Origin of the sequence: Castellaniella sp., assembly GCF_041677825.1 — a bacterium.
In the GTDB taxonomy this organism is placed as follows: domain Bacteria; phylum Pseudomonadota; class Gammaproteobacteria; order Burkholderiales; family Burkholderiaceae_B; genus Castellaniella.
Window position 1 is genome coordinate 37096 of the sequence record NZ_JBAYPG010000017.1, and the last position, 13260, is coordinate 50355.

The window sequence follows — 13260 nt, forward strand, 5'->3', positions numbered from 1 at the left end:
TTTAATTCCTGTAAATCGGTGAACCGGCTTCAGACTGCCATACAAGTTCCCTAGGATAAACGGTTTGGGTGGGGTTCTGCATCCTGCTTGGGCGTACCGGTGTCTTTTGTGCCGCTGCCTGGTGCCTTCTGTCGGGTGCCTTGTGTGATTCGGGTCGAGACGGGGCCGGGTCCGTGTGCCTGCAGGTGGGCATCGAGCCAGGCCAGGCGTTCGGGGGTGCCGACGTCCACCCACCTGCCAGGGTGCAATTCACCGCTGATGCGCCCCGCGTCGATGCCCTGGCGCAACAGGGGGGCCAATGGCGCCGGCTGGCCCGGCTCGAGCAGGGCGAACAGTTCAGGGCGAAACACCCCCAGGCCGGCGTAGGTTCGCGCCGGTGCCGGCCCCGGGTTCAGGCTCAGGCGGCCGTCTGGCTGCAGGATGAAATCCCCTTCTGGATGGTGTGTCGGGTTGGGCACCATGACGAGATGCGCCAGGGTCTCGAGCGGCATGCTGTTTGCGACCTGCAGGGCCCGGGCGGGATCCCAGTCGGTCCAGATGTCGCCGTTCATGACCAGGAAGGGCTGCCCCTTGAAGAATGGCAGGGCCTGTGCGATGCCGCCAGCCGTCTCGAGGGCAAGTGGCTCGGCAGAATACTGCAGCCGCACACCCCAGCGTTGGCCATCGCCCAGCGCGGCCTCGATCTGCCTGCCCAGCCAGGCGTGGTTGATGACGATGTCGGTCAGGCCGGCCTGCGCCAGTGCCTGTATGCGCCATTCGATCAATGATCGACCCGCGACCTCGAGCAGCGGCTTGGGCAACTGGTCGGTGAGCGGGCGCATGCGCAGCCCGCGTCCTGCGGCCAGGATCATCGCCTGCATCAGAACGAGTACCCCTGGGTCTGCGGCTGCTGCCCGACCGCATCGAGCACGCGCAGCAGTGGATGGAATTGGGGGTATCGTGCAGCCACCTGCCGCACATAAGTGAGCACACGCGGCAGGTGCACCAGGTAGCCGTGCTTCTGGTCGCGATGCGACAGGCGGGCAAAGACACCGAGAATGCGCAGGTTGCGCTGCAGGCTCATCCATTCGTATTCGATATGGAAGCGCGCGAAATCGGGGTCGACCGGCAGGCCTGCGGTACGTGCGTATTCCCAATAGCGGATGGCCCAGTCGAGTTGTGCAGGCTCATCCCAGGTCCAGCGGGCATCCAGTGCCAGCGAGGCGATGTCATAGGTGATGGGCCCCCGCAGCCCATCCTGGAAGTCGATGATGCCGGGGGCATCATCGACGGTGCCCGCGGGCGCCGGGATCAGGTTGGGCGAGTGGTAGTCGCGGTGTACCAGCACCTGCGGTTGCGCTGCGGCACGCCGGGCCAGCAGGGCGAAGGCCTGCTGGAGCGTGGATCGGACATGGGCATCGGGCTGAAAACCCAGGTGGACCTTCAAGTACCAGTGCGTGAAAACACCGAGTTCATCGAGCAGGCGGCTGGCATCCAGCGCAGGCAGGTGGCTTGCGGAGCACTGCTGGAGGCGGACCAGGGCACGCAGCGCGGCACGATAGTGCCGCTGCAGGTCGACCGGGCCGAAAAGGCCGGCTTCGAGACCGTGCTGGAGGTTCTGCGGGCCCAGATCGGTCAGCAGCAGAAAGCCGTGGGCCGGTGCCTGCGCCAGCACCTCGGGTACCCGCAGCCCGCCGTGTGCGAGCAGGCGGCCCATCGCGATGAAGGCGCTGCAGTCCTCGTGCGGGGGCGGCGCATCCATGATGATGAAGGGGGTGTCATTTTGCCCGAGAACGCGGAAATAGCGCCTGAAGCTGGCGTCGCCCGAGACGGGCGCGAGGCTGTCGACGACGAGGCCCAGGGTGTCGGGCAGCATGGCGAGCCAATCCAGAAGCAGTTCGAGGCGAGAATCGGGGGGGGCTGAAGCGGTCATGTCGGGCATACAATGGGGCCTGGAAACAGGAAACTGCCCGAGGCGGGTCAGGCTTCTCTATAATACTGGGTCGTTGCCTGCTTTGGGTGTGCAGTCAAGCCAGGCCATTTTTTCATTTCCCGGACTCCTTGCCTTGTTGCCTTCCATTGTCCGTCCCGCGCTGCTGTGTCTGTGCCTCGTGACGTCCGTCTGGGCCGCAGGGCCTGGTGCCCAGACCACCGAGCATTCGAACGATGCCGATGCCATGCGCATGGTGGGCAGCCTGCGCCTGCACCCGGCGGTGTCCGAAGAGGCCTTGCCGGCGTTCCTGATGGGCGATCAGGTCACGCGCGATGCCCAGGGGCAGGTCCTGCTGCAGGGCGATGCGCAGGTCCGTCGGCTCGATGCCGTCGTCAAGGGAGACCGCATCACGCATGACCAGGCGAGCGGGCAGGTCGATGTGCATGGCAACGGGCTGCTCATGCGCGATGGTCATATCGTGCGCGGGCCGCACCTGCGCTACAACATCAAGACGGATCAGGGCGAGATCGAAGCGCCCCGTTTCTGGCTGGGCGCCACGGCAGGCCGCGGCCGGGCAGAACAGGCCGAAATCTTCAGCCGCGATCACATGCGGCTGACCGACATGCGCTACAGCAACTTCGACGGGCCAGATCCCGCATGGTGGATCGAATCCAGCAAGGTCGACCTGTACATGGCAGACAACGAAGGCGTGGCACGCAATGGCGTGTTGTACTTCAAGGGCGTGCCGCTGTTGTATTCACCGTATCTGTCGTTTCCGTTGCGCCAGGAACGCAAGAGCGGCTTCCTGCTGCCCTATTACGGCACCTCGAGCAATGCGGGCATGGAAATCACCACCCCGTACTACCTGAATCTGGCGCCCAACTATGATGCCACGCTGTACCCACGCTACATGAGCAAAAGAGGCCTGCTCATGGGGCTCGAACTGCGTCATCTGGGGCCCGGCTCGTACACCCAGGCATTTGGCACCTTCAATCCAAAAGACCGGGTGCTGCAGGAACACCGCTGGATGTACTCGGTACAGCACGAACAGTCTCTGGGGTCGGGCTTCAATGCCTATCTTGATGCCCGCAAGGTGTCGGATGACGATTATTTCCGGGATTACTCTTCGTTCACCCTGTCCGACGCGGCCATTACCCACCTGCCCAGCCGGGCGCTGCTGACCTGGTCCGATGATCGGTATTTTTCGGCCTATCTCGAATACTACCGCTACCAGACCCTGCAGGATGTCACCGGGACATTCCTGGCACCGCCGTACGACCTCTTGCCCAGGCTGAATTTCACCGCCCAGCACTACAACTGGAACGGTTTCGACGTGGTCTCGCAGAACGAGATCACGCGCTTCGTGGCGCCTGTCTACAGGGGCAGCGCCTTTCCATCCCAGAGCGGCCGGCGCATCATGCCCAATGGCACGCGCATGATCTCGTACACCTCGGTGTCGCGCCCGTTTGTCGAACCCGGGGTGTATGTCACGCCGAAGCTGGGGCTGCATGTCAGCCAGTATGATACCGACTGGTTCGAAGGTTCTCCGAGCATGGTCCAGTACGCCGGCCGCCCGCGCAGCCAGACCCGCGTTCTGCCGATCGCCTCGGTAGACGCCGGCCTGACATTCGAGCGCGATGCCTCGCTGTTCGGCAATGCGGCCATCCAGACACTCGAGCCCCGCCTGTATTATCTTTATGTACCATACCGCAACCAGGATGACCTGCCCGTATACGATACCAGCGTGGCGACCTTCAATTTCATGCAGGCCTTCGACGAGAACATCTACAGTGGCGGCTGGGACCGCATCAGCAACGCCAATCAGCTCACGGCGGGCCTGACCACCCGCTGGATGGATGCCGACACGGGGGTCGAGCGCCTGTCGCTGTCGGCTGCCCAGCGCTTCTATTTTGCCGACCAAGAGGTCGTGCTTCCAGGGCAAACGCCTCGCACAGCCGATGAATCCGATTTTCTGGTCGGTGCTGCGGCTGCACTGACCGATCGTTTCTCGATCAACTTCGATGGCCAGTTCGGGCAAAAGACCTTCAAGGGCAACCGGCTCAGCGCGGGCATACGCTGGACGCCCAAGCGGCTGGCGTCGGTGTCCCTGTCCTATCGGTACGAGCGCGATCCCAGCGTGTACTCCGAGCCCTACAGCCTCATGCCGCCCTCGGCGGATCAGCGCGCCCGCGAGCAGGTCAGCCTGACCGCGCAATGGCCATTTTCTTCGCGCTGGCATGCGGTGGGCCGCTATGATTATTCGCTCGTCGAGAAGCGCAACGTGCAGTCGATTGCGGGGATCGAATATCGCGGCGATGGGGGCTGGGCAGCCCGTGCAGTGGTGCAGCGCTATGCCGTGTCGGCCGAAGACGCCAACACGTCGCTGTTCCTGCAACTCGAACTCAGCGGTCTGGGCTCCCTGGGCACCGATCCCATGTCGCTGCTGTCCGATCGCATTACGGGGTACCAGTCCACCACCCCGGTCATCCCCGAAAAATCCCAGTTCGAGAGGTACGATTGATGTCCCCACTGTATCGAATCGCCTGTGTCATGCCGCTGGTGCTTGCCCTGCTGGGGGTGGCGCCTGCAACGGCCTGGGCGGCAAACGGCAAGGTGGCCGGCAAGCAGCCTGCACAGCCCGCAGCCGAGCAGTTTGTCGATGGCATCGTGGCCGTGGTCGATCGGCAAGTCATCACGCTGGCCCAACTGGATGCCAAGGCCCGGCAGGTTCAGCAACAGATGCACATGCAGGGCATTCCGGTACCGCCCCCCGAGGCGCTGCGGCGCCAGGTGCTGCAGCAGATGATCAATGCGGTGCTGCTCGACCAGGAAGCCAAGCGTGCCGGGCTGCGGGTCACCGAGGCCCAGATCGACCAGGCCGTTCAGTCGGTGGCACAGCGCAATCGCATCACGCCCGAACGCCTGCGCCAGGAGGTTCAGGCCACGGGCATGTCCTGGGACAATTATCGTAGAGAACTGAGCAACCAGATTCAGGACGACATGCTGCGCCAGCGCTTCGTCCAGGAGCACATTTTCATCAGCGACCGGGACGTCGACGCCTTCCTGCAGACACATGGCGATATGCCGCTGCGTCTGCCGCAGGCCGAACCCGAACCCGAGCCAGAACCCAGCCCGGCGCCCCCGCCCAAACCCAGTGGTCCCGAGCTTTTCGAGGTCGCCCAGATTCTGGTCGAGGTGCCCGATTATGCCTCCCAGGAAACGGTGGATGAAAAGCGCAAGCAGATCGAGGCCCTGCTCAAGAAGGTTCGTGGGGGTGCGGACTTCGCTGGTGTGGCGGCCGCCTCTTCGGATGGCCCCCAGGCCCTGGATGGTGGCAACATGGGGGTTCGGCCGCTGAAAGACTGGCCCGATCTGTTCGCGAAGACCATCGCCAATATTCCGCCCGGCGGGGTCAGCGGGGTGATTCAAAGTGGCCGCGGCTTCCACATCCTCAAAGTGCTGCAGCGCGGCTGGGCCGAGCCACCCGCACTACCGAAGCAGGCGCGCAAGGCACCGCCGCCGAAGCCGACCCCACCGCCGGTCGCTGCGCCCGGGCCCGTCATGGTCACCCAGACGCATGCGCGCCACATTCTTCTCAAAACGTCCCAGGTGGTCACCGATGACATGGCACGCCAGACGCTCGAAGGCTTGCGTACCAGAATCGAACACGGTGAATCATTCGAAGAACTCGCCAAGCGCTATTCCGAGGACGCCTCGGCCCCTCAGGGGGGCGACCTGGGCTGGCTCAACCCCGGCGAGGCCGCGCCAGGCTTCGAGCAGGCCATGGATGCCCTGAAAGAGGGCGAAGTCAGTGAGCCGGTACGGTCCCCGTTTGGCTGGCACCTGATCCAGGTGGTCAAGCGCCAGAGCAAGGACATGGAAGGCGAGTATCGTCGCATGCAGGCTCGCGATGAATTACTGCAGCGTCGCATCGGGCCGGCCTACGAAGACTGGATCGATCAGTTGCGCAGTCAGGCGTACATCGATAACCGCCTGGAAAAGCGGCGTCACCCAGAAGACTGATCGATGGCGCAACGGGCCCGCAAGCGCTTTGGCCAGCATTTTCTGGCAGACCTGTCGGTGGTCGATGCCATGGTGCGTGCCATCGATCCGCAGCCCGACGACGTTCTGGTCGAGATCGGGCCCGGCATGGCCGCCCTGACAGCGCCCCTGCTGCAGCGGGTCAGGCAACTGACGGTCATCGAGCTCGATCGCGATCTGGCGGTCCGCCTGCAGGCGCAATGGCCCGAATCCCGCCTGCGGGTCCGCTGTGCGGATGCGCTGTCCGTCGACTTCGGGCAGCTGGCCGCCGATACGGGTGCAGGTGCCTTGCGCATCGTCGGCAACCTGCCCTACAACATTTCCACTCCGCTGCTGTTTCATCTACGCGCCTTCGCTGGCCTGGTACAGGATCAGCATTTCATGCTGCAGCGGGAAGTCGTCGAGCGCATGGTGGCGAAGCCCGGCAGCAGTGCGTATGGGCGTCTCTCGATCCAGCTGCAGCGCAGCTATCGGCTCACCTCGTTGTTTGATGTGCCGCCGGATGCGTTTGATCCACCGCCGCGGGTGATGTCATCGGTGGTGCGGATGCGCCCATTGGCCTTGTCCGCGCAACGGCAGGCGCTCAGTGAACCCCTGTTCGAGGTCTTGCTGGCCAGGGTGTTCGAGCAGCGCAGGAAAATGCTCAGGGGCAGCCTGGGCGATTGGGCGCGGCTGCTCGACTGGCAGGCGCTGGGCGTACAGCCCACGGCCCGCCCGCAAGAGCTGTCGATCGGCCAGTTCCTGGATCTCGCCGATGCGCTGGCAGCCGCAGGGGTGTCCATACGGCCCTGAGCGCGCTGCGTACCCTGGCTGCGCACGCATCGCGCTGGCCGGAACCGCGGGCCCATGACGGGCCGTCATCAAGCGTGGCCGCCGGCATCAGGCGTGCAGGCATTCCGCACAGCCGCGGCTGAGCACTTCGATGTTGCGTTGCGGGACACGAGCGCGCAGATACAGGCGGGTGGATTCGTGCGGGTCGCGCCAGATTTCGGTGACCAGCGTCTCGCCCGGATAGACCGGCGCCGAAAAACGCACATCGAAGGCCCGCAAGCGCGCCGGATCATGATCACAGCACTGGCGCACCAGCGCATGGGCGGCCAGGGCATAGGTCGCCAGGCCATGCAGGATGGGGCGCTCGAAGCCCGCTGCGCGAGCGATGGCCGGGTCTGCGTGCAAAGGGTTCAGGTCGCCTGACAACCTGTACAGCAGCGCAGTGTCGTGCGGGATTTCGAAAGAATCATTGTAGTCGGGGGCGCGGTCACTCGGGCTGGCAGGCAGGGTCGGCAGGGGATCGTCGCTGGGCTGGCCAGCGCCCTGGGTACTGTAGCCACCATTGCCGCGCAGGAAGGTGACCTGCTCGATGGTGGCCAGGCGATTGCCGGCCTGGTCATCCAGGCGGCGCTCGCTGACCATGATGGCGCCTTTATCGGCGCCCTTGTCGATGAGGCGCGTGACGCGCGTATGGCCGACCACGTGGCCCGCTGCGGCAATGGGCCGATGGATGCGCAGGCGCTGCTCGCCGTGCAGCAGACGGGTCCAGTCGATGCCGGTGTCCGGTTCGCGCGCCCAGAAGCCCGGATAGCCCAATACCACGGCCTGCGTGGGCAGGGCACGCAGGCCGCCGGGCACCCCTTCGTAGCAGAAGGCGAGTGCGTGCTCGTCCAGGGGGTTGTTGCCAAGCCCCAGGCTCAGCGCATAAAGCATGCTGTCACGCTCGGTGTAATGCTGGTGGACAGGAGGAAATTCACGGTTTTTCAGATGGTGGTAATCGATGGCCATGGGGTTGCACTCGCAGCTTGTACTTGGGCGGAATATCGACAGAATCTCGATGACCAGTGCGGCCCGGTGGGTCGACCTGGCAATTGATATGATGGGCACTATGATACCCGTGCGGTGATCCCAACTTCTTTTCGAGGCCCCATGAACTCGCAAAACCTGACTGTTTCGCATGCCGACAATGGCGTGGTGACCCTTGCGGTCGACAATGGCAGTTCGCTGAACCTGCTCGACAGAGCCACCCTGGCTGAATTGACCGACACCTTGCTGCATTTGGCGCATGATCCGTCAATTCGGGCTCTGGTGCTCTCGGGGGCGGGCGACAAGGCCTTTCTGGGCGGGGTCGATATCGAAGTCATGGCCGGCCTGGATACGGCCGGCGCCGCGGCATTCATCACCGACCTGTCCAGTCTCTGCGAGGCCGTGCGTGATTTTCCCGTGCCCACAGTGGCGCGTATTCAGGGCTGGTGCATTGGTGGGGGCCTCGAGTTTGCCGCGGCCTGCGACCTGCGCATCGGCTCCGACGCGGCCAGGTTCGCTATGCCCGAGGTGCGCATTGGCATTCCGTCGGTCATCCACGCCAGGCTGCTGGCGCGCCTGGTGGGCGAAGGCAATATGCGCTGGCTGGTGCTCACCGGTGGGGCCATCGATGCGCATACGGCGCTGGGCTGGGGGCTGCTGAATCAGGTGGTGCCAGCCGGGCGGCTGGACGCCGCCGTGGCCGACGCCGTGGCGCAGATCCTGGCCTGTGCCCCGGGGGCCATACGCAGCCAGAAGGCCTTGTTGCGGGCCTGGGAAGATCCGCACATCGAACGCGACATCAAAGACAGTGTGGCGGCCTTTGCCAGCAGCTACAACGGCACGGAACCGCGGCAGCTGATGCAGGCGTTTCTCGATGGCAAACAGGGGCGCGGCCCGAAAAACCGCTGAACCGGCATCTGCGCGCACCGGGTCAAAGCACGCCCCTTGCGCGCAGCGCCTGCAGGGCCGCGGGCGTCAGATCGAGGCGCTCGCGCAGGACCTCATCCGTATGCTGGCCCAATGCGGGTGGCGCATGGCGCAGCCGGGCAGGCGCGTCGGACAGGCGCAGGGGGCTTGCGACCCCCACGATTTCATTGATGATCTCGCCCTCCGGCACGGCCCCGTCCGGATAGCGCTCCTGGCTGATACGCAGGCCACGGGCATGGACCTGCCGGTTCTCGAAGGCTGTCCCGATGTCATTGATGGGGCCGCAGGGTACGGCCTTGTCCTGGAACAGTTCGACCCATTCTGCGGTGGTCCGCGTGCGCAGGAGTTCGCTCATCAGGGCCACCAGAACCGGGCGGTTCTCGACCCGCACCGCGTTGCTGCGGAAGCGCTCGTCATGCATCCAGTCGACCCCCACAGCCTGGCAGAATCGAGTGAACTGGCCGTCATTGGCAATCCCCATCAGTACGCGGCCATCCGCCGTCGGAAAGTCCTGGTAGGGCGACAGGCTCATGTGTACGTTACCCAGGCGCGGCGGCACTTCGCCGGTGTTCAGGAAGCCCGAGGCCTGGTTGGCCAGCATGGCCATGCCCACATCCAGCAATGAGGTGTCGATGTACTGGCCGCGCCCGGTACGGTGGCGCATTTCGAGTGCGGCCAGGATCGCGATGGTGGCGTACATCCCCGACATCAGATCGGTGATCGCCACCCCGACGCGTACCGGGCCGCCACCCGGTTCGTCATCGCCGCGGCCCGTGATGCTCATCATGCCGCTCATGGCCTGGATCAGCAGGTCGTAGCCGGCACGGCCGGCAAAGGGCCCCGTCTGGCCAAAACCCGTGATGGAACAGTAGATCAGGCGTGGGTTGTCGGCAGCCAGGCTGGCGTAGTCCAGCCCATAGCGTGCCAGATTGCCGACCTTGAAATTTTCGACCAGGATATCGGATTCGCGTGCCAGATCGCGGATGATCTGCTGGCCTTCCTGGCTCGCGATATTGACGGTCACTGAACGCTTGTTGCGGTTGCACGAGGCGAAATAGCAACCCTGGTCCGTGGGTCGGCCCTGTGCATCGGGAAAGTAGGGCGGCCCCCAATGCCGCGTGTCATCGCCCTCGCCGGGCTTTTCGATCTTGATGACATCGGCCCCGAGATCGGCCAGGTTCTGTGTGCACCAAGGGCCGGCCAGAACGCGCGAGAGATCCAGCACACGAATGCCCGCCAGTGCATCGTGCCGGGCATCGTTAGGTGTCGAGGGGGCATCATTGCGGCTCATGTTCAATTCCGTGGGTTCTTCGAGAGGGTGCAGACCGCCTGCAGGACAGGGCTGTCAGTCCCATGTCAGGCGCGGTGCCCGCTTGTCGCGAAAGCGCTGCAGGGCATCCTGGTGATAATCGGTATCGTGGCATACCGCCTGGGCGTAGGCTTCCAGATCGGCCATGGCGCGGGCATCGAGTTCGAATGACTGGTTCATGATGGACTTGGTCACCCCGAAGGCCACGGGCGATGTGGCGCACAGGCGCCGTGCCAGATCGCTGGTGGCACGTGCCAGCCCGTCTGCATCCTCGACGATCTGGAACACCATGCCGAGTTCATGCGCCTCGGTGGCCGCGATGACGCGTGTGGTGAAGACGATTTCCTTGGCGCGCTGGCGGCCCACGATGCGCGGCAGCAGGTACATGGTGCCCAGATCGGGCGCCAGCCCCACCCGGCCGAATATGGCACAGAATCGTGCCCGCTGCGTGGCCAGAATGAAATCGGCAGCCAGTGCGAGCCCGAGGCCCGCGCCATAGGCAGGACCATCGACCGAGGCGATGACCGGCTTTTCGAGATCCGTCAGAATATCCAGCCAGACGTGCTGTTTGCGGATGCGGCTGCGCCAGTCGGGCCCGCTCAGGCTGTCGCGCAGCATCGACTGCATGTCGCCACCGGCACAGAATGCGCCGCCTGCACCGCGAACCACCAGAACGCGCACGTTTGAATCATCGCGGACCTGCTGCATGAGTGTGGTCAGGTGTGCGCGAATTTCTGCCGTGAGCGCATTGCGCTGGCCGGGGCGGTTGAGCGTCAGCGTGCAAATGCCGTCAGTCAGGGTCGACAGGACGGCAGGCTGTTCGGTCTCTGCGGTCACAGCGCGTCTTCCTCGGAAAAGTACCGGTAGCAGGTGTAGATGATGAAAGTGCTGATCAGCAGCAGCAAGCCCAGGGCACTGGCCATGCCCCAGTTGATGGTGGTATCGGTGAAGTAGGCCACGTAGTAGCTGATGAACTGGTCGCTTGCGCCGCCCACCAGCGCCGGCGTGATGTAGTAGCCGACTGCGATGATGAACACCAGCAGGCAGCCTGAAGCCACGCCGCGATAGGTCTGGGGCAGGTAGATGCGGATGAATGCCTGCAAGGGATGGCTGCCCAGTGATACCGCTGCCCGTTCGAGATTGGGGGATACCGATTTCATGACGCTGTAGATGGGCAGGATCATGTAGGGCAGCAGCACCTGGATCATGGCGATGTAGACGCCGGTGCGGTTGAACAGCAGCGGGATGGGTTCGTCGGTCAGGGACAGCTTCATCAACAGGGTGTTGATCAGGCCCTGGCGCTGCAGGATCACGATCCAGGCCGATATGCGCACCAGCACGGACGTCCAGAATGGGATCAGGATGATGACGAACACGATGTTGGCCATGGTATCCGGCATGCGGACCATCCAGTAGGCCAGCGCATAGCCCAGCACCAGACAGATCAGCGTCGTGATCAGGCTGATTTCGAATGTGCGTGCGAAGATATTGACGAATGCCGACTGGTCTGGCGGTACCTGCGTGATTTTGCCGTCGTCATTGACCCGCAGGTCCAGGGAGGTCAGCAGGTAGTAGGGGGTCCATGCCGAACCGTTGCGTGCGATGGCGTGCCAGTATTGCAGGTCGGCCCAGCGCTTGTCGATCTTCAGGATGTCGCTCGAGCCAAACTGCTGGCTCTCCGACAGGTCTTTGGGCAACCGGTTGATAGTCTTGAAGATCAGCGAACGATAGCCGGGGATTTCGTAGTTCAGCCTGCGTGACAGATCGCCCGCCTTGCGATCGCCGCGAATTGCCGCAAGGTCGTGTGCCAGTGCGTTGAAGCCCGCTTCGGGTACGGGGGACTGGCGGTCCCATTGCGCCAGAACCTTGACCGTCTGCGGCAGGCCAGCCACGACTTCGGGGTTCGCCATCGCGCGCACCAGCAGGGTGCCGATGGGCACGATGAACAGAATGAGCAGAAACAGCATCAAGGGCGTGATCAACAGAATCGCGCGCCGCCGCACTCGGCGCTTTTCACGCCGTGTGCTCGCCAATAAAGCCGTACTGTCGGGCGCAGTGAGTTCCATCCTTGGTTACCTCAGGTCGGGTGGCCCGCGAACGAGCACGCAGGCCACCGGCAGCAGAGCGTCGCCGTCAGGCCTGCATCGCGTCGGGCGCGGGCCCTGGCGGGCCCTGACGCGATACAGACCCGAACGGGCATGAACTTACTGGGCAGCCCAGGCGGCAAAGCGCTGTTCGAGCTCTTCGCCATGATCCGCCCAGAATTCGATATTGTTGCGGATCGCATTCTTGGCGTTTTCAGGGGCATTGGGCAGTTGGGCCAGCACTTCGGGGCTGACACCGGCCAGGCCGGACTTGGTCACCGGGCCGTAGGGGATCACACTGGCTGCGCGTGCCTGCTGTTCGGGCTGCGTGATGTACTTGACGAACTCGATGGCCTGGTCCTTGTTGGGCGAGCCGCTGGGTACGACCCAGTAGTCGTAGTCATACAGGCTTGCGTTCCAGACGGCCTGGAGTGGATAGCCTTCCTTCTGGGCATCATAGACACGACCGTTGTACACGGGCGACATGACCACGTCGCCTGCAGCAAGCAGTTGCACAGGTTGTGAACCGGCTTCCCACCATTGGATGTGGGGCTTGAGTTCGTCGAGTTTCTTGAACGCACGGTCGATCCCTTCGGGTGTGGACAGCACCTTGTAGACATCCTCGACCGGCACGCCGTCGGCAACCAGTGCGGGCTCGATGTTGTAGAGCGCCGTCTTGCGCATGCCGCGCTTGCCCGGGAATTTCTCGACATCCCAGAAATCAGCCCAACTGGTGGGCGCTTCCTTGGTGAGCTCGGTGTTGTAGGTCATCACATAACCCCACACCCAGGTACCGACACCACAGTATTCGAGTGCGCCCGGCTGGAAGTCATCGGCATCCAGGACGCTGGCCCAGTCGATGTCTTCGTAGACGCCCGACTCACAGCCCTGCGGCATGGAGCCGGTTTCACCCTCGACCAGGTCCCAGACCACGTTGTTGGAATCCACCATGGCCTTGATCTTGGCCTGTTCGCCGTTGTAGGCCACTTCGATGATGGGTTTGCCCGTATCTTTCGTGTAGTGGTCGAACCAGGCGGCCTTCTGGGCTGCGCCGCCTGCGCCGCCGAAGTTCACCACGGTCAGGTCCCTGGCGTGTGCCGTACCACCCCAGGCCAGTGCCGCGCCCATAAGCAGTGCGCTCGTCAGTTTCAGATTCATTGATTGATCTCCTGTTTGTTCTATGACTCGAA

Annotated in this window: 11 protein-coding genes; 4 read left to right on the plus strand and 7 right to left on the minus strand. The window is 63.8% G+C overall.

What is annotated here, in order from left to right; genetic code table 11:
- Positions 1 to 50: 50 nt before the first annotated feature.
- Together murU and WCY17_RS08560 are read right to left on the minus strand one after the other, a co-directional pair.
- Positions 51 to 860, minus strand: coding sequence for an N-acetylmuramate alpha-1-phosphate uridylyltransferase MurU (gene murU / locus WCY17_RS08555; protein ID WP_372701760.1), 810 nt, complete (start codon positions 858 to 860; stop codon positions 51 to 53).
- The gene (locus WCY17_RS08560; protein ID WP_372701761.1) at positions 860 to 1912 is read right to left on the minus strand and encodes an aminoglycoside phosphotransferase family protein; all 1053 of its coding nucleotides are present in this window, start codon (positions 1910 to 1912) and stop codon (positions 860 to 862) included. Before WCY17_RS08560 ends, murU begins: the two co-directional genes overlap by 1 nt.
- Positions 1913 to 2090: 178 nt before the next feature.
- Between WCY17_RS08560 and WCY17_RS08565 the strand changes: the two genes are divergently transcribed.
- Genes WCY17_RS08565 through rsmA form a run of 3 tightly spaced genes read left to right on the plus strand, consistent with a single transcriptional unit; the run spans position 2091 to position 6745 of the window.
- Positions 2091 to 4433 (plus strand): LPS-assembly protein LptD, encoded by a 2343-nt coding sequence (locus WCY17_RS08565; RefSeq protein WP_372701762.1) that lies wholly within the window; start codon positions 2091 to 2093, stop codon positions 4431 to 4433.
- Positions 4430 to 5935 (plus strand): peptidylprolyl isomerase, encoded by a 1506-nt coding sequence (locus WCY17_RS08570; RefSeq protein WP_372701763.1) that lies wholly within the window; start codon positions 4430 to 4432, stop codon positions 5933 to 5935. Before WCY17_RS08565 ends, WCY17_RS08570 begins: the two co-directional genes overlap by 4 nt.
- A 3-nt stretch (positions 5936 to 5938) precedes the next feature.
- Positions 5939 to 6745, plus strand: a complete 807-nt coding sequence (rsmA, locus tag WCY17_RS08575; RefSeq protein ID WP_372701764.1) for a 16S rRNA (adenine(1518)-N(6)/adenine(1519)-N(6))-dimethyltransferase RsmA — start codon at positions 5939 to 5941, stop codon at positions 6743 to 6745.
- An 87-nt stretch (positions 6746 to 6832) separates the two neighbouring features.
- Here the strand turns inward: rsmA and WCY17_RS08580 are convergent, their stop codons facing one another.
- Positions 6833 to 7732 carry a MaoC/PaaZ C-terminal domain-containing protein gene (locus tag WCY17_RS08580; protein ID WP_372701765.1) on the minus strand — a complete coding sequence of 300 codons (900 nt, stop codon included), beginning with the start codon at positions 7730 to 7732 and terminating at the stop codon, positions 6833 to 6835.
- Positions 7733 to 7873: 141 nt separating this feature from the next.
- Here WCY17_RS08580 and WCY17_RS08585 point away from each other — a divergent pair, with 141 nt between their 5' ends.
- Positions 7874 to 8659 (plus strand): enoyl-CoA hydratase, encoded by a 786-nt coding sequence (locus WCY17_RS08585; protein ID WP_372701766.1) that lies wholly within the window; start codon positions 7874 to 7876, stop codon positions 8657 to 8659.
- A 22-nt stretch (positions 8660 to 8681) separates the two neighbouring features.
- Here WCY17_RS08585 and WCY17_RS08590 read toward each other — a convergent pair whose 3' ends face one another.
- The 4 genes from WCY17_RS08590 to WCY17_RS08605 form a co-directional block, all read right to left on the minus strand.
- Positions 8682 to 9968 (minus strand): CaiB/BaiF CoA transferase family protein, encoded by a 1287-nt coding sequence (locus WCY17_RS08590; protein ID WP_372701767.1) that lies wholly within the window; start codon positions 9966 to 9968, stop codon positions 8682 to 8684.
- 54 nt (positions 9969 to 10022) lie between these two features.
- Positions 10023 to 10823: an enoyl-CoA hydratase/isomerase family protein gene (locus tag WCY17_RS08595; RefSeq protein ID WP_372701768.1), complete on the minus strand. Its 801-nt coding sequence runs from the start codon at positions 10821 to 10823 to the stop codon at positions 10023 to 10025.
- On the minus strand, positions 10820 to 12052 hold the full coding sequence (locus tag WCY17_RS08600; protein WP_372701769.1) for an ABC transporter permease: 1233 nt from the start codon (positions 12050 to 12052) through the stop codon (positions 10820 to 10822). Before WCY17_RS08600 ends, WCY17_RS08595 begins: the two co-directional genes overlap by 4 nt.
- A 138-nt stretch (positions 12053 to 12190) precedes the next feature.
- Complete coding sequence (locus WCY17_RS08605; protein WP_372701770.1) at positions 12191 to 13228, minus strand: ABC transporter substrate-binding protein; 1038 nt, start codon at positions 13226 to 13228, stop codon at positions 12191 to 12193.
- Positions 13229 to 13260: the final 32 nt, after the last annotated feature.